Origin of the sequence: Micromonospora radicis (assembly GCF_003583405.1) — a bacterium.
Classification (GTDB): domain Bacteria; phylum Actinomycetota; class Actinomycetes; order Mycobacteriales; family Micromonosporaceae; genus Micromonospora; species Micromonospora radicis.
Map to the genome: position 1 here is coordinate 48,640 of NZ_QXEC01000030.1, position 18,192 is coordinate 66,831.

Annotated in this window: 5 protein-coding genes and 1 pseudogene; 4 read left to right on the forward strand and 2 right to left on the reverse strand. The window is 73.2% G+C overall.

Annotated features, from left to right (window positions below; translation table 11 throughout):
* Positions 1–27: 27 nt before the first annotated feature.
* Positions 28–6,759, forward strand: a pseudogene (locus D2L64_RS28620) (toxin glutamine deamidase domain-containing protein); the annotation flags it as partial.
* A 2,949-nt stretch (positions 6,760–9,708) separates the two neighbouring features.
* On the opposite strand, the gene D2L64_RS28570 reads toward D2L64_RS28620, so the two are convergent.
* Complete coding sequence (locus D2L64_RS28570) at positions 9,709–10,449, reverse strand: hypothetical protein (protein WP_407663183.1); 741 nt, start codon at positions 10,447–10,449, stop codon at positions 9,709–9,711.
* A gap of 4,787 nt (positions 10,450–15,236) precedes the next feature.
* Here D2L64_RS28570 and D2L64_RS23600 point away from each other — a divergent pair.
* Both D2L64_RS23600 and D2L64_RS23605 read left to right on the forward strand, forming a co-directional pair.
* Positions 15,237–16,070, forward strand: coding sequence for a DUF6406 domain-containing protein (locus D2L64_RS23600; protein WP_233559112.1), 834 nt, complete (start codon positions 15,237–15,239; stop codon positions 16,068–16,070).
* A gap of 36 nt (positions 16,071–16,106) precedes the next feature.
* Complete coding sequence (locus D2L64_RS23605; protein ID WP_147376295.1) at positions 16,107–16,877, forward strand: DUF6406 domain-containing protein; 771 nt, start codon at positions 16,107–16,109, stop codon at positions 16,875–16,877.
* A gap of 16 nt (positions 16,878–16,893) precedes the next feature.
* On the opposite strand, the gene D2L64_RS23610 is transcribed toward D2L64_RS23605, so the two are convergent.
* Positions 16,894–17,424: a hypothetical protein gene (locus D2L64_RS23610; RefSeq protein ID WP_119579392.1), complete on the reverse strand. Its 531-nt coding sequence runs from the start codon at positions 17,422–17,424 to the stop codon at positions 16,894–16,896.
* Positions 17,425–17,466: 42 nt separating this feature from the next.
* Here D2L64_RS23610 and D2L64_RS23615 point away from each other — a divergent pair, with 42 nt between their 5' ends.
* Entirely contained in the window at positions 17,467–17,760 is a 294-nt protein-coding gene (locus D2L64_RS23615) for an SCO4848 family membrane protein (RefSeq protein ID WP_407663182.1), read from the forward strand.
* Positions 17,761–18,192: the final 432 nt, after the last annotated feature.

Here is an 18,192-nt window from a genome sequence, read left to right on the forward strand (position 1 = left end):
TCGACATCGGACAGAGGGGCACACGGGGTGGCGGTACCCAATCCCAGGAACTCGCTGGGCGAGTACGACTGGGTCTGGGATGCCATCTGCTGGGTGAGCGCGGGTGAGGCGTGGCCCAGCGGCGACGAGGACCGAATGCGCGAGCTGGCCGACGCCTGGCAGGCGTTGGCCGATGCGGTGGGCGATGCGCTGGACGACGCCGACCCGGCGGTGCTGCGGATCCTGCAGAGCTGGGGCGGCGGGGCCGGCGAGGCGTTCGGTGGGTTGTGGAACCAGATCGGCGTCGACCCCAACAACGGCCTGCCGCTGGTCCAGGAGGTGGCCGCCGCGTACGCAGCCGGCTGCGACCAGGCGGCGCTGGAGATCGAGTACGCCAAGCTGACCGTGCTGATCGCCGTCATCATCACCGTCATCGCGGTCTTCGTAGCGTTGCTGATGGCGTGGTTGGGTGGCGTCTCGGCGGGCGCGATCCCCGGCATCCTGGCGGCCGGTCGACAGGCCGTGACGGTCGCCTTCCGGCGCCTGGTCGCGCAGATGGGCCGGCAACTGCTGACCCGGGCGGGGATGCAGGCGGCATTGCGGACCGCCGGCACCCGCGCCGGGCAGATCGTCACGAGCCAGGGGTTCCGGCAGGGCGCCAGCCGACTCGGCCTGGAGTTGCTGGAGGAGATCGGCGAGGAGCTGATCATCGATGTCGGCGCCCAGGCGTACCAGGTGCGCAGCGGCGAGCGGCGCGGCTGGGACGGCAACCGGACGCTCACCGCGGGGGTGGGTGGCGCCTATGGCGCGGTGCTCGGCTCCGGGATGAACTGGGCCGGCCGTCGGGCGGCACCCCGGATGCCGGTGTCGTTCAGCCCGTCCCAGTTGAGCTTCCGCGGCAGCGGCCTGGTCCGCTGGGGCAGTACCAGCATCACCTCGGGGGTACAGAACGCGATCATCTCGCCGGCCGCCAGCGTGCTCGCCAACGCCAGCGTCAACCAGCAGTTCGTCCTGCCCGGGGCGGACGCCTTCCTCGGCGGGTTCGCCAGCGGCGCCGGCCGTACCGGGGCGACCCTGGCCGGCGGTGCCAGCGGCAACCTGGGGGCGAAGATCACCAACTTCGGCCTCGGCAAGATGGGCATCTCGTTCGCCCCCGGTGCTGGTCTCGGGGCGGGCGGCATCGACCCGTCGCTCGGCGTGGGCAGCACGAACAACCTGGGCAACCTGGGCAGCACCGACGGTGCCGCCGGTGGCGGTGGCGGGGCCACCAGCCCGGACGGCGGTGCCGGCGCATCCGGCCGGGCGGACACCGACGGCGGTGCGAGTCAGCACAGCGGTGGCACCGTACCGCAGAACGGGTCGGGCTCCATCAGCCTCACACCGGCGGCGACGGACCCCGCTGTCACGGCACCGGCCGGCAGCGTCACCTCGACCGGCGCGCCAACCACGACGACCGGCGGTGTCGATCTGGCCAGTGGTGCCGCCGGCCCGAACCCCACCGATGCCACGGCGCGGGTCGACGAGACCGCCAGCGCGATCCCGCCCGACGACGCGGCCACGACCGGCGGCCAGGCGCCGATCGACGGCATCCCGGCGTCGGCCGAACCCGCCGTGGACACAAACCGGGCCAGCAACCCGGGCGACCCGGCGACACCGGGCAGCGAGACGCTCGCCACCGACCGCGCCACGTCCGGTTCTTCCGATCTGGCCAGTCCGGCGGACCGGGTCGAGGGCGGACCGCCGGCCGAGCGGGCGGCCGACAGCACCCAGGCCACGACTGCCGAGGTCGTCGGCCCAGGGACTCGGAGCGTCCCTGCCGACGCGACAGCCGAGGGCGTCCGAAGCGCCGCCGACGCCGAGGGCGTCCGAAGCGCCCCGGTCGATGGCCGCCCGGAGGTGCCGGTCGACGCCTCGGCCGGACGTGCCGTCGGCGTTGGTCCGACTCTGGACTCCGAAGGCGCCGGAATCGACGGTTCGCGCCCTCCGGTCGGAGCCGGGCCCGATCCGCTCGCTGGAGACGCCGTACCCGCCATGTTGCCGGGTGCCCCACCCGTCGGCGTTGTGGGCGGAGCGGCCCCGGGCAGCGTCACCCCGGCCACCACGCTGAACCCGGCCCCGGTGACCACCGCGCCACCCGTCGGCCCCCCGGCTGTCACCCCGTCGGCCCCCGCGCCCAACCCAGCCGGTACGCCCGCCGTCGCCACGAGGAGCACGCCCGCCACCGGCACCACCGGAACGCAGCCGGCACCGGACCAGCGGGCGCCGGCCAACACCACCGCCACGAACTCGGCGGGATCGATCTCGCTGCCCGCACCGACCCGCGTCGCCCCGGTCACGCAAACCGCCGCCACCCAGTCGGCCGAGCCGACGACACCGGCCGAGACGAGCGGCGCCGACCCGAACGCCACCACCGCACCGGTGGGCGCCGATCCGAACGCCACCACCGCACCCTCAAGCGTCGACCCGACGACCAGGCCGGTGACCGCGGACGGCGTCCCGGCCCCCATGGCGGGCCGGGCGGATCCGGGGCCGGCGACCAGCGGGCCGGTCGTCGTCGTGGTGCCCGTCAACCCGGAAGTGCACCAGCCCGGCGCCCCGACCGTGCCGAGCACCGACGCCGGCCGGGTGAAGCCGGACACCCTCCGACGTTCTGCCGGTCCGACCGGACGTGGTACGCACAGCTGGCAGCTGGACCCCACCTCGGTCGACGGTGACCCCACCGGCCCGGCGGCGCAGCAGGCCCTGATCGAGGCGTCCCGGACGCTCGCCGAGACGGCCCGGCGGGCGGTGAAGGACGGCACCATCTCCCGGGCCAAGCAGCCCGGCACGTCCGGTGCCCTGCTGATGCCCGACGGCGGGATCACCACCCACACCAGCATGACCGCGGACAAGGGCACCAAGCCGCCGACCCAGCCGGCCGTGCATCCACTCGCGCAGGCCGCGCTGGATCGCACGGCGGCGGCGCTGCCCGACGGCACCGGCAGCGGGCACGGTAAGTGCGCAGAGGTGGCCCTGGTATCGGATCAGCTGTACCGACTCGAAACGCAGTGGCGCGACGCGGGTATGCCCGGCAGTTTCGAGCAGTACGCCTCGGACGCCTTCAACGGCGCCATGATCATCACGCATCAGGTCAAGCCGGCCCGGCAGAACGACGTCCTCTACGACCTGGGGCACCACCGGCCGCCCTGCCGTTCCTGCGCGCACTTCCTGCCGCAGTTCAACATCGAACCGATCGTGGACCGGCAGCGGGACGCACAGAGCTACCAGCCGTCGGTCCCGGGCGTGGTGGGTAACGGTCTGCCGTTGAGCGACAGCCGGCCGTACGGCCACCCGGACGGCCTCCTCCCGCCGGATCAGGCCGACCAGCGGGCGCTCGACGAGGCGGTGCCGCGCGACCCGGCGACCGGCCGACCGCTGGTGCATCCGGACCCGCGGGTCGGGGCGTGGGTGGGCCTGGTCAACGACGGCGGTCCGACCGTCCCGGGGCGCGACAACAACTGTGCGGACGTCGGGCTCTCCGTGCTGGCCACCTGGTTCGGCCGGCCGGAGGTGGCGGCGCCGACCGCTGCTACCGCCGAGGTGGAACTGGGCAGCACGGCCCGGCAGGAGCAGGCGCTGCGCACCGGATTCGCCCACCAGGGCGCCGGCATCCCCGGGCTGGACGCGGTCGCCGACGCGCTGCGTACCGCCGGCCCCGGCTCGGCGGCCCTCATCATCACCACGCAACCGGACGGCAACGGCGCACACACCTGGAACGCGGTCAACCACGACGGCACCGTCATCTGGCTCGACGCCCAGAACCAGCTGGTCTCCGACCGGGGCCCGGTGCACGGCGAGCCGGGCAACGTCTGGTCGATCGTGCTCGACGTCGAGGGCGATCCGTACCGTCCGGCAGCGACGGACACCGACGCCCGGACGCCCGCGCCGCCGGACTCGACGGCGTCCGACGACACCTCCGCCACGAATTCCGACCAGATCGCGTGGCCGGACATGCGGGGCCGGCCGATGCCGGATACCCGTCAGTTCGGGCCGGACCAACTGGCGCCGCTGGAGGATCCGCGCTATCAGCACGACCTGGAGAGCAACCTGCGGACGCCCGACGGCTACGCGGTGTTCGCCGACCCCGCCACCCACCCGTACGGCCTGCTGATCAACGACGGCGGTCCGGACCAGCCCGGCCGCAGCAACAACTGTGTGGACAGCGCGCTCGCGGGGATGGCCAGCTTCTACGGTGACCCCCAGGTGTCGTACCCGCGGTGGCCGGACCGGTTGGACGACGGGTCCCTTGACGCCGAGCTCGGTGAGTTGGACGGTTTCGGCCGGGTGGAGAGCTGGATCGGCGGTGAGTGGTCGGGCGACAACGACGCCCTGCCCGGTACGCCCGCCGAACGCACCGCCGCCCTGGCCGATCGGTACGAACAGCTCTACCACCGGGTACGCGACGCCGGGCCCGGCTCGGCCGCGGTCGTCGCGGTCGAGTGGCTCCGATTCGACGAACACACCGGTGAGCCCCTGCTCGACACCGACGGCAACGTGTCCGGTGCCGCCCAGCATGTCTTCCTGCTCGTCCACCCGCAGGACGCGGACGGGCCGGTGTGGTGGGATCCGCAACTCGCCAGCACCACCACCGATCCGCTGCCCGGTGACTATCTTGGACTGACGCACAAGCTATGGTCGATGGAGGTGCAGCCCGGCCATGTCGATGAGCAGCGAGGAAGCCCGGCAGTTGATGGCCAGGCTGCTCGGGACGGACAACCCGGTGACGGTCTTCCAGTTCGAGTTCGGCTGGGCAGCCCAGGAGACGCTCTCCCCGCGGCAGCGGGCGCAGGGGCGGCAACTGGGCCAGGGGGTGTTCATCATCGACCAGACGGGCGTGGTGACCGCGCATCCCAGCCTGCCGCCGCCGCTGATCATCAAGCGGTACGCGGCGGCACGCCGGGAGGGTCGGATAACCGGCCGGCAGATCTGGCCGGTCCCGGATCCGACGGGCTGAGTGAAACGGGCGCCTCGCCGCCGGAAGGCGATCCGGCGGCGAGCCCGTACCTGGACGCGCTCGCCGAGCCGGACCAGACGACCCTGCTCGACGCGCTGACCGAGGCGCGGCTGGACGCCGACCAGATCCTGGCCGACCTGCACGACGTCAACGCCGAGGTGAACGCCCGGCTCGGGTTGACCGGGCCCGACACGTTGGGCACGCTCGGCGAGCAGCATCGCGTCAAGGGCGCGGAATCCCTGGCCCGCAAGTTCCGTACCGAGCTGGAACCGCTCGGGTACGACCTCGGCTCCGCCCTGGACACCGTCAACGACGTGGTCCGCTTCTCGGTACGAGGGCCGGAGACCGAGGCGTACGGGCCGGCGGTGGACGCCGTCCTGTCGTCTCTGGAGGTCCAGGGGTACCAGGTCACCGACCTGAAGAACTTCTGGCATCCGGGTAACCGGTTCTTCGGGCTGAACTGCACGTTGACCTCGCCGTCCGGGCGCACCTTCGAGTTGCAGTTCCCGACCGAGACCAGCTACACGATCGGCAAGCAGACACACGGGCCGTACGAGGTCATGCGCGATCCGGCGCAGCCGCCCAGCGCCCGGGTGCACGCGTTCCTCGACATCCTCGCGATCAACAAGGCCAACGGGATCGCGGCGAGCATGCCGGGCGGGATGGACGCGGCCCGCTTCGACACCCCGAAGAACACCAGCTTCGCGAAGTGGATGGCCTCGCCCCGGCAGGTGAGCATCCGGGAGTCGTACCTCGACTGGCTCGGGCAGCAGGGTCAGACGTTCGCCGATGTCCTCGCCAGGCGAGGATTGACCGCGTCCGACCTGCCCGGTCTGGATCCTGAACTGATGGGGGGCCCGCATGGCGGCGCTGACGTTCGGCTACTTCCTCCTCCGGAGACCGGACGACCCGACCGGCCCGCCGGTCAACCTGATCGTGGAGGCGGAGAGCGCGGGCCCGACGCAGGCGGTGATCTGGGACCGGTCGACGGGCGCCTGGACGTTCCGTCCGGACGTGGCGGCGGCGATCCTGTGGGCGAACCCGGAGCGCCACGAGGTCACGAAGGTCGACCGGGCGACGGCGGAACGCGCGGCGACGCGGTTCACGACGGTGCCGTTGCCGACGGAGGACGAGCTGACGCAGATCTGCGCGGCGGCCCGCCCTCCGGGCTGACCGGGACCGTACCGTCACTCGCGGAAGGCCGGCGGTTCGGCCCGGGTGAGCTGGCGCCGCTGGAGGACGCCCGTTTCCAGGACGAGGTGGCCGCCAGCCTGGCCACCCCGCACGGGTACACCGTCTTCGCCGACCCGTCCACCCACCCGTACGGGCGACTTGTCAACGACGGCGGACCGGACCAGCCGGGCCGGGGCAACAACTGCCTGGACAGCTCGTTGGCGGCGCTGGCCAGTTTCCACGGCGACCCGCAGGTGTCGCGGCCACGGTGGCCCGATCGGCTCGACGACGGTTCGATCGACCGGCTCTCCGGCGAGCGGGGCGGGTTGGAGCGGGCGGAGGCGTGGATCGGCGGGGAGTGGATCGGCGGCCCGGACACGCTGCCCACCGATCTGTCGGCCCGCACCGATGCGGTTGCCGACCAGTACGCCGACCTCTACCAGCAGGTGGCCGACGCCGGCCCCGGAGCGTCGGCGCTGGTGGTGGCCGACTGGCTGTTCCTCGACGGCAACGGCAACGTCGTGCTGGACGAGACCGGTCGGGCCGAAGTGGACGGCTCGCACGCCTTCGTGATCGTCTTTCCGGCCGACGCCGGCGCGCCGGTGTGGTGGGATCCCCAGACCGGGACGGCGTCGGTGGACATGCCGGCCGCCGACGTGCGGGACACCCATGCCCTCTGGGCGATGATGATGCCTGACCGAGAGGGGCGAGTTGACCGAGGACGAGGCGCTGACGCTGATCAGCCAGTTGTTGGGGACCCAGAATCCGATCGTGCTTCGGGAGTTCGAGTTCGGCTGGCTGGCCCGGGAGAGGCTCTCGGAGCCGGAACGGGCCTCGGGGACGCAGGTGGGTCAGGGCAGCTACATCATCGACCGGTCGGGAGTGATCACGGCCCACTCCAGCCTGCCTCCCAGGCGGATCATGGAGGAGTACGCCCAGGCACGACGCGAGGGGCGGATCAAGGGTCGGCAGGTCTGGCCCGAGCCGGAACCGACGGCCTGACCGACGCCGCCGACCGGCCAGGCCCCGACGGTCCGCCAGGCACCGCCGACCCGGAAGGGCCCGACGGTCCGCCAGGGCCACCGGGCCCCGACTCCGGCACGACCGCCGCCGACGGGCCCGACCTGCGGCAGGCCGCCGCCGGTACGACCTTCGGCGGTGCGCTGCTGGACACCGACCCGGCCCGTACCGCCGAGGCCGTGCAGGCGGCGCTGACCGACGGCCCGCTGCCAGCGCGGGCGAGCGTGGAGCAGACCACCGCCACCGTCACCCTGGACACCGCCGACGGCCCCTACCAGGTGCGGATCGCACTCGCCGACCCACCGGCAGGCGTGCCGCTCGTGCCGGTCGCCACCCTCGCGTACACCCCCGACGGGGCCGTGGTGCAGGTGTCCACCGGCGCGCACCCGGACCACGTCCGGCGGGCGGTGGCCGCGCTGCTCGCGGAGGCGGACACGGTCGCCCAGGAGCGCGCCGTCGACCTGCGCACCGACGCCACCGCCGCGCTCGCCGAGGGCGCCCGACCCGAGTACGACGGCGCCCGCGTCCTCACCGGGCGGGACATCGGCCGCCTCGCCGAACTGCGGGTCGTGCTCGCCGACAGCGCCGCGACCACCGATCCGGCCCGCGCGGGCCAGCTACGGGCCGAGGCGTTGAGCCTGCTCGTCGCGTCCGGCCTGCTGGAGCAGGACCCCACCCATGCCGTACACGGGCTCGGTGCCAACGTGCCGGTGGTCGGGCCGGAGGCGGCGCGGGCTCGACTCGAACTGATCCGGAACCATCTGGGCCCGGCCGCCCCGGCGGTCGAGAACCTGATCGGCCAGTCGACCGGGCAGCAGCTCGTCGCGGAGCTGCGGGCCGCGCGGTCGGCGGTCCGCGCCGAGGCCCGTACCTGGGGGCAGCAGGCCACCGCCTTGCGCGACGCCGCCGACCTCGCCCTGACGTCCCGGGTCGACGCGGCCCTGGACACCGCGCCCGACCACGTCTTCGGTCGGTTGGTGATCGGTGGGGGCTGGGCCGCCACCGCCGACTTCGTCACGATGGGCGCCCCCGCTGACCGCGGAACCGGGCTGCCACCGGTGCTCTGCGTGTCCCAGGGCCACGACCCGTGGGCGGAGCGACAGGCCCTGCTGATGGGTCAGATCCCGTCGGAGCTGGAGCTTCCCGGCCTGCCGTTCCAGCCGGCCGACCTGGCCGAGGAGGGCACCCAGTTCACCCCGTCCGACGTCTTCGCCGACGCGGTGGGCGCGGCCCGGGCGTTGAGCGGAATGCCGACCTACCAGGGCACGGCGACCGCGATCACGCCCCGGCCGGCAGATCCGGTCGGGTGGCCGGACGGCGCGAACTTCCGGGTGACGGTGGGCGGGCGGCAGTTCTTCACCGCGTCCGTCGATGTCGCGTCCGGGCCGGGGCCCTCCCGGGTACCGAACGCGCCGGTCGCCACCACGGGCCGGTACGTCGACCCGACCACCGGCTACCGCGTCGACCGGTCCGGACCGACCCCGGTGTTCCACGCCCCCGACGGTACGCCGGTCGACCCGGACACCCTCCCGGCCACGGTACGAACCGTCCTCGGTGCCGGTGCCGTCAGCGCACCGCTGCTGGCCGACCTTGCCGGGCGGCCGACGGATCCACTGCTGGTCGATCCGATCTCCGGCTACTCCGTGGACCCCTCGACCGGGCAGGTCTTCGACCCGGCCGGCGGGCCGACGAACCTCGACACCGTCTCCGCCGAGGTACGCGCCCGGCTCGGTCACGCGCCGGACGGTTCGTTCGGTGACCCTCGCCCGTCCCGACCTCCCGTCGACTTCGGCGGGCAGAACCTGGCCGACGCCTACCGCCCCGGTGACCGGGTGCTCGTCTTCGGTGCCGGTGCCTCCGGCGCCTGGGACATCGAACAGGCCGTCGCCTCCCAGGCCCGCAGCGTCGACTGGTCGGCCCGGCCCGTGGAACCGCCGTCCGACCAGCTGACCGGTGACCCCACCCGCGACGCCGAGGCGCGACTGCGACACAGCTTCGGCGGCGGCTACAACCGCCGCAACACCCTGCCCGACATCGGCGCCTACGCGGAGTCCGTGCGCAACCAGGTCGAGCAGGCGCTGCGGGAGATCGTCAGCCTGCGTCACACGGTGGACGGCGGGTTCCTGGTGGAGTTCACCGACGGCACCCGACAGCCGTACGACCGGGTGGTCTTCTCGATCGGCCAGGCGCCCGAGTATCCGGGGGGCGTGGCCGACCTGCTCTCCGAGGTGGACCTGGCACCGCTCGACGGTCCGGCCACCGAGCACGACCGCCCCGCCGACGTACTGGGTCTGCGCGACGCCAGTGGCGGGCTGCGCGTCCTCGGCGGTGCTGGGGTGGCCGGACCGCTGCTGGCCAAGGTCGGCCCGGCGCTGCGGCAGACCATCGTGGACCAGGCCGCCGCGTTGCCCGACGACTCGCGGGGCATCCCGCCCAGCATCCGGTTCCATGCCCAGCGGATCGCCGAAGCGAACCTGGGCGCCCCACCCGCAGCGCCGCCCGTGCCGGCCAGACCGCCGGGACCGGCGGTGCCGGACGTGCCGTCAGACCTCGTCCCAGCGGGCAACGCCGAGCAACCGCCAACCCCACTGGATGTCGAGCCAGGGCAGGGGACCGTACCGCTCGTCCAGTTCCCGCCCGAGGGGCGGCAGCTCGACGGAGATGGGCTTGCCGTCGATGTCCTGCCCGACGCCCTTCGCGACGACCTCGACGGGGTTGCCCCACAGCTCGACGTACCGCAGGGCGGGGAGGTTGCGGCTGGCGGCGAGGGCCTCGACGCCGGCTGGCCCGATGCCGCAGTTGGCCAGGCCCAGCCACCGCAACCGGCCCAGGTGCGGGGAGGTGGCCAGCGCGGCGAGCCCGTCGTCACCGATCGGGTTGTCGCTCAGGTCGAGGGCGACCAGGCGGCCCAGGCCGGCGACATCGGCGACCTGCGGCATCAGCCCGGCCGCGTCGACCAGGGTCAGGTGGCGGACGGGAAGCTGGGCGAAGACCTCGTCACCGTGGTCGACGAAGGCGCGGGCGGTCATGGTGACCAGTTCGACCAGCCCGTTGCGGACCTTCCAGTCGACCAGCAGGTGGGCGACCGGCGCGGCGAGACGCGGCACGACCTGCCGGTACCGCAGGGCGGCGGCCCGGTCGGGCCGGGTTCCCCCCAGGTCGACGCGGATCAGTTCGGCGTGGTCGGGGTCGGTGGCCTCGATGGCGTCGGCGTACCGTCGGCGCAGGTCGAGGTCGTCGGGGTCGGCCAGGATGGCGGCGTACAACTCGGCGGGCGTGGCCATGACGGCAGCGTATCGACGGCCGGCTCGATCACCGCCGGTGCCGTACCGGGTTCGACCTTCCACGGTCTCGGTCGACCGGCCGCCGATCCGGTGGCGGTACTGGAGGTGGCGCGGGCCGCACTACCCCAGGTGGCCCCGTACGCCCAGGTGGACGCGGTGGTGCCGGTCGGGCCGGACCGGTTCGAGATCCGCTCGGCCGGGCCGCACCCGCTGTCCGTGCGGCTGGCCGCCGGCCCGCTGGCCGACGGCGTGGTGGCGCAGTCCAGCCGTGGCCCGGACGGAACGTTCACGCTGACGGTGTCGGACCGGGCCGCCGACCCGGTGGTGGCGCGTGCGCTGGCGCACGAGGTGGCCGAGCTGCTGGCGCTGCACGAGAGCGGTCGGGCGTTGGCCGGCCCGCTGGACCCGGGCAACGTACGCGGCCCGATCGACCCGGCCGGGCTGACCGCCCACGACCACGGCCGGATGGCCGAGCTGCGGCTGCTCGCCGCCGGGTACGCCGCCGCCGACCCGACCGCCCGGCTGGCCGTACGCGCCGAGGTCGACGCCCTCGCCGGCCACCTCGGTCTGCGGGTCGGCGACCCGGACGTGCGGCCCCGCTGGGCGCTGCTCCCGCCCGACGTGCTGACCCACCTGATGCAGCTCAGCGTCCCCTCGATCACCCTGGACCGGGTGCGCGCGGTGCTGGCCGGGGCGCCGGCCCAGACCGAGGTCGAGCGATTCCGGATGATCGACTACCGATCCCGGTTGGCGCCGGACCTCCAGCCGCCGCAGCGGACCGATCTGGACGCCCGGCTGCGGGAACTGGCCGCGGGGGCCGAGCACAGCCAGTCGGGCATGCCGCGGATGCCCGCCTTCGCCGGCCAGATCGTCGGGATACCACCGGCCCAGGTGGACCGGGTCCGGGCGGTCGACCCGGCGCTCGCCGACCGGCTGGCCGCCGAAGGCATCTACGTCGACCTGACCGGCCGCTACGACCTGCGCCCGTACCTGGTGGCGGGCGTGCCGGCGATCGACCTCGGCGCGGCCCGCCCGGCCTTCGACCTGACCACCGAGGCGGGTCGCCGGGCACAACTGCAGGAGGACCGGCAGCGGTCCCGGGCTGCCCTGCGTGGCCAGCGCGGCGATCAGGCGGCGGCCCTGCTAACCGGCCACGACTTCCACTACCAGGGCGACGCCCGGTGGATGGGACTGGTACCGGACGTGCTGGCCGACGTGTTGCGCGCCATCACTCCCACCACGCCGGCCCCGACCGGCCCGCCGGAGAACGCGTCGACCCCGGAGCCCTCGGGTGACGGCCGGGTCGTGGCCGACCGGGTGACTCTGCCGCCGGACTCACCGACCAAGCCCGGACCGGCCTACGGGCCGGCGCTGGACTCCCGGACCGGAGCGCCGGCACCCCTGTTCGACGGTCCGCCGACCCGCACGGACGTACAGCAGGGCGCGCTCGGCGACTGCGGCGTGATCGCCGTGATCGGCGCGGTCGCCGGTCACCTGCCGGACACGGTCGCCGGGATGTTCCATCCGAACCCGGACGGCTCGGTGGACGTGCTGCTGCACGAGACCAGCGGTCCGGGCCAGTCGGTGATTCCCACCGGACGCCAGTTGCGGGTCAGGGTCTGGCCGGACGTCCCGCTGCACCCCAACGCGGCCGGGCGCAGCGCGTACGCCGACCAGTCGACGGTCGGCACGTCCTGGGCGTCGCTGCTGGAGAAGGCGGTCGCGGCGGTCGACCGGACCTGGACCGAGCAGCGCCACGACCAGTGGCAGCAGCAGTGGAACGCCCGACCCGGCGTGGACCCGAACCAGGCCGCCCCGCTCGGCTATGCCCGCCTCGCCAACGGCAGCAGCCGACCGGTGCAGGCGGAGCTGCTCACCCAGCTCACCGGGCTGCCGAGCCGGGTGAGTCAGCTCGACCCGACGCCGGGGCGGGAGGCCGAGGCCGAGGCTCGCTTGTCCGCGCTGCTTGCCGCCGGCAGCCCGTTGATCATCGGGAGCCGGCCGGCCGCACAGTATCCCGGCAAGCCGCCGTACGGCCTGGTGCCCGGCCACGCGTACGAGATCGTGTCGGTGGCGAACGGGGAGGTGCGGCTGCGCAACCCGTGGAACTCGAGCCACCCGGCGCCGATGCCGGTACGCGCCCTACTGGATCTGATGAGCCCCTGGTACGGGCACGTCGAAGTGGCGCAGAGCAGCGTGACAGCGTTGCCGGATTCCGACTTCCACGCGCAGGGTCGGCCCGCGGCCGATCCCACGGCGGTGCTCGACCGGGCACGGCTGGTGCTGCCCAGCCTGGCCGGCACGATCGGCGCGGACCAGGTCGTCGCCGTCGGCCCGGACGTCTTCGAAGTCCGGGCCGGTGGTCTCGCGCCGCTGCGGGTCCAGCTCACCGCGGGTGCCCTGGCCGACACCACCGTGGCGCTGACGACCCGGAACCTCGACGGTACCTTCACCCTGACCGTCTCCGACCGGGCCGCCGACGCCGTGGTGGACCGTTCGGTGGCCCACGAGTTCGCCGAGCTGCTGGCTCGACACGAAGCCGGGTACGCGCAGGTCGGGCTCTTCGACCAGGGCGCGCCCGAGGGGCCGATCGACCCGAGTGGGCTCACCGTCCGCGACCGTGGCCGGCTGGCCGAGCTGAGCCTGATGGCCACCTGGTACGCGCAGTCCGACCCGACCACCCGGCTGGCCCTGCGCCGCGAGGTCGACGCGCTGGTCGACGGGCTCGGCCTGCGCTGGGGTACGCCGGAGGCCTCGGCGCGGCTGGCGCTGCTCCCCGCCGACCTGTGGCACCAGGTGATCCTGCTGAGCGTGCCGGCGATCACCCCGGAGACGGTGGCCGAGGCGCTGGCGTACAAGCAGGAGCCGACCCTCGTCGACCGGTTCCGGGCGATCGACTTCCGGACCCGGCTGGCGCCGGACTTCCAGCCGCCGCCGGCCGCCGAACTGACCGCGAAACTGCGCGAGCTGGCCGTGCACGGGGAGCAACGTCAAGCCTCCCTGCCCCGGATGCCGGCGCTGGCCGGGCAGGTCATCGCGCTGCCTCCCGTCGTACTGGAGACGATCCGCCAGGCCGATCCGCGGTTGGCCGAGCAACTCGCCACCGAGGGCGTCTACGTCGATCTGACCGGCCGCTTCGACCTGCGCCCGTACACCCTCGACGGTGCCCCGGAGTTCCCGCTGACCGTGTCGGCGCCCGCGTTCGACCTGGCCACCGAGGCCGGCCGCAAGGCGCTGCTGGCCGAGGACCGCAGCCGGGTCGCCGCCGCGTTCCGCACCGCGTACGGGTCGAATCCCGCGGCCATGGCGGTGCTCAGCACGCACGGCTTCCACTACGTGACAGACGCGCGGCGGATGGCGCTGGTCCCGAACGCGTTGACCGATGCGCTGCGGGCGTTCCTGCCGCCCGACCCCGCCACCATGGTCGAGGTCGAGCCGACCGTGTCCGACGGCGAAGTGGCCGTGGTCGCGGACCGGGTCACCCTGCCCGACCCGGACCCGAACTACCCGGTCGGGTACGGACAGCCCCTGGATCGGCGTACCGGGCAGCCGGTGCCGCTCTTCGACGGGCCGCCGCACCGCGAGCAGGTGCGCCAGGGCGTGCTCGGGGACTGCGGGATGCTCGCCACCATGGCCGCCGTCGCCGGTTACCGGCCGGATGTGCTGACGCAGTTGTTCCAGCCGAACCCGGACGGCTCGGTGGACGTGTTGCTGCACGAGAGCGTCCTGCACGGCGACACCTCGACGCCCACCGGCCGACGCGTCCGCATCACCGTGCGGCCGGATGTGCCGCTGCACGCCGGCAGTGCCGGTAGGTCCGCCTACGCGGACCGCTCGGCGAACGGTTCGGGTTGGGCGTCGGTGCTGGAGAAGGCGCTGGCAGCGGTCGACCGGACCTGGACCCCGCAGCGGCGGGACGCCTGGCAGCGGGACTGGATCACCTGGTCCGGCAAGGACGATCCCCATCACGCCGCGCCGCTCGGCTATGCCCGGCTGCACGTCGGCAGCACCAGCTACCTGCAGGCGGAGCTGATGACCCAGCTGACGGGTGTGCCGAGCCGGATGTCGCTCTTCGACACCAGACCCGGCCAGGAGGCCGCCGTGGCCGCGCGACTGACCGCCCTGCTCGCCGCCGGAAGCCCGGTGATCGTCGGCACCCGGCCGGAGGACCAGTACCCGCCCGAACTCGCCAACCTGCCGTTCGGCCTCTACGCCACGCACGCCTACGAGGTCGTGTCGGTGACCGACGGTCTGGTGCAGCTACGTAACCCGTGGGGAGTCGAGCATCCCGCGCCGATTCCGGTACGGGACTTCCTGAACCTGATGGCCAACGACTACGCGCACATGTCCACCGACGCCGCGACCAGTTCCCCGGCGACCGGCGCAGCGACCAGCCTGAACGTCCCACCGGCCCAGCCGGCCGCGCCGGTGCCCGCACCACGTTCGCCGGAACCGGCGGTCGGGGCCGAGGGGCACCGGCCGCGCCGGCACACGCTCGGCCGCACCTACCTGGAGGACGAGCGAGCCGCCGTCGGCTACCTTGCGCTGCTCGACGGTGACGGTACGGTGAGTGGCCTGGTCGTCGTGGTGTCGTCGGGCGGTGGCCAACGGACGGTCCACTGGACGACCAGCGGCGAACCCGGCGTCGGCAGGTCGGTGCCCGTCGGGCGGGCCGAGGCCGAGCGGATCGCCCGGGAGGTGCTCGGGTTTAGGCTTCCGGAGGAGTCCGCGCTGCACGAGATGGTGGACGGCTGAGGATGCCGACCGCAGGGACAGGGGGACAGCCGTTGCGATCCTTCATCGCCAGGACCGCGATCCGTAACAACGCCCCAACCGACATCGGCCCCGCCCGTCTGGGGGTGCGCTGGGTCGACGTCGGACCGCCGGTGCGGGCCGAGATCGTCGTCATGCCGGAGTGGGGTGGAGACACCTCACGGTACGAGGTGACGCTGGGCGAGACCTTCCCGGTGGGCGAGGAGACCTGGCGCTTCGCGGATCTCGACATGACCAGCGCCAACGACTGGCATGTGCGGGTCCGTCGGGTGGACGAGGACGAGGTGATGGAGCCGCCCAGCGGTCACCTCTGGAAGCGGGCCCGGCTACGCCCCTACGGACAGCTCGACGAGACGCAACTCCGGTCGGTGGAGGCGGCGCTGGGGCATCCGCTCCCCCCGGACTACCGGGACTGGTTGCGCCGAACCAACGGCGCGCAGCCCGAGGTCGAGCACCACATTCCCGGCGCACCCTTCTCGCTGCTGCCCGAGCGTCCGCTGTTCGGGATGCATCCCACGTACCCGCCCTTCGATCTGGTGCACGCGCAGCGCGTACACCGGGATCCGTGGTTCTCGCCGGAGTGGCTGGTGATCGCGAATCCGTTCGGTGGCCTGCTGGTGGTCTCCGCGTCGGCGCTCAGCGGAAACGTCTACTTCCTGCACGAGCTGGACCTGGTGGGTCCGCCGGGCCCGGCCGCCTCGGCCGCCCGGGAGCGGAAGCTCCGCGCGGTGGCCTGGTCGATGGGCGAATTCCTCGGGCGGTTGACCCCGAAGGAGCTGGACGACCAGCCGCCGGTGCAGATGGTGCCGCCCGGTACGTTCACCGACCCGCGGAACTACGAGGGCTGAGCAGGCCGCACCATCGGGAGATCCGGGAGACAAGCGTTGCGTTCGTTCACTGGTGTTGCCGCCATTCCGAACAACGTTCCGGTGGACGTCGGCCCCGCCCGTCTCGGCGTTCGGTGGGTCGACGTCGGGCCGCCGGTACGCGCCGAGCTGGTCGTCATGGCGCACCGGGCCGACGAGTCCCCGCACCACGAGGTGACGCTCGGCGAGACCTTCCCGGTCGGTGCGGAGACCTGGCGCTTCACCGACCTCGACATGGCCAGCGCGGACGAGTGGGAGGTGACGGTCCGCCGGGTCGACGACGTGGACGAGGTACCACATCCACCCACGGGTCACCTTGCGCAGCCGGCCCGGCTGCGCCCGTACGGGCAGCTCGACGGGGCGCAACTCGACCGGGTCGAAACGCTCCTCGGGGTACGGCTGCCGCCCGACTACCGCGACTGGTTGCGCCGGAGCAACGGGGCACTGCCCGAGGTGGGCCACCAGGTTCCGGGTGTCCCGTTCACCCTGACGGCGGAGCGTCCGTTGTTCGGGGTACACCCGCAGCACCCGGCCTTCGACCTGGTGCACGCGCAGCGGGTACACCGGGATCCGTGGCTGTCGCGGGACCGGCTGGTCATCGCGCGGCCGTCCGGGGGGCTGCTGCTGGTCTCGGCCGCCGGACCAGACGTCGACATGGTCTACTTCCTGCACGAGCTGGACATGATCGGCCCGCCCGGCCCGCCCGCCGAGGCCGTACGAGTCGGCAAGCTGCAACCGCTGGCCTGGTCGACGCAAGAACTGATCAGCCGGCTGGTTCCGCTGGAGTAGCGGGCGAGTACCGGGCCTACGACAACAGCCCGGCGTACGCCGCCCGGACCGCGGCTAGGCGGTCCCGCCTGAACCGACCCGGCTCGCGCTGGTGCAGTTGCCGTCCCTGCTCGCTGCTGAACGCGTCTGCGGGGACGCTGTCGGCGCCCGCCGGGACGAACTTGACGACCTCGTCGAGCGCGGCGACGGCCCGGGTGAGCGCGGCCTTGGCCCGCTGCCCGGCCTCTCCGGTGGATTCGGCTGGCACCGATCCGGCGTACGCGTCGGCGACGAAGAGCCACTCGCCGGGATCCAGCAGTTGCGAGGGTTCGTCGCCGCCGTAGCGGAAGCCGGCGCCCGCACCGCCGGGTGTGGCTGGTAGCCGGAAGAGGAACTCGCGTTCCTCGCCGCAGCCCGCACACCTGCCCGTGTAGCGGCTGGCCAGATCGCCGTCGGGCAACGCGACCACGGCACTGTTCCGGGGGAACCTGGTGGAGCCGCACGGACAGGCGTGCAGGTCCATGTAGAGGTGTGCCTCCGCGTTGGTACGGCTCAGCGGCGGATTCATGCGGACCACCGTACCGATTGGTCGAGCTTCACGGATGCCCTGGTGACACCGCTGGCATACTGGCCGACCATGGTGTTGTCGCGTGGCTGGGCGGTCTTCCTCACCGGCGTCGGGGTGTGGACCTGGGTCATCTGGCCCCGCTTCGCGGTCGCCATCTGGCGGGATCCGAGGTCGTGGGTGAGCGGCACGGTCGGGGAATGGCCGGTCACGAGCTTCCTCTGGGTGCACGCGCTGCTAATCGGAGCGTCGCTGGTCATCGGCACGGCCGTCGGCCTGCTCGGTATCCGCGCCTGGCGCGCGTCTCGCCGGGTGACGCCACCTGTCGCGGTCGACTAGGTGTCGGCTTCGTCGAGCCGAAGCAGCGGGCTCCCCCGGACGGTGTGACGCGGGCCGCCTCCGCTCGATTTGACGATCAATCCCGTGGACGCGTAACTTTCTCTCTGCCAGCGCGGAACGGGGCAAACAGGACGAAAGTCCTGGGGGTCCGATCTCCTGGCGCCGGGTCCAGAGGGGAACACTCCTCAGTGGGCACGGTCCGGGCGGTGCTCGCACAGATTCGCCGAGGGGCGGATTTGGCGGAGCGAAACCGACCGGGTAAGGTTCACGACCGGCAGGGAACCGGGCGAGCTAGCGGGACAACCGCAGCGGCCGGCCTGCCAAATCCGATGATCTGGCTAGGCGGATCTCCGCTGCGCTCGATCGCGGGTGCCGAACCGGCATGAAGCGTGACGGACCGGGACACACGGTTTGACACGGGCCAGACGGTGA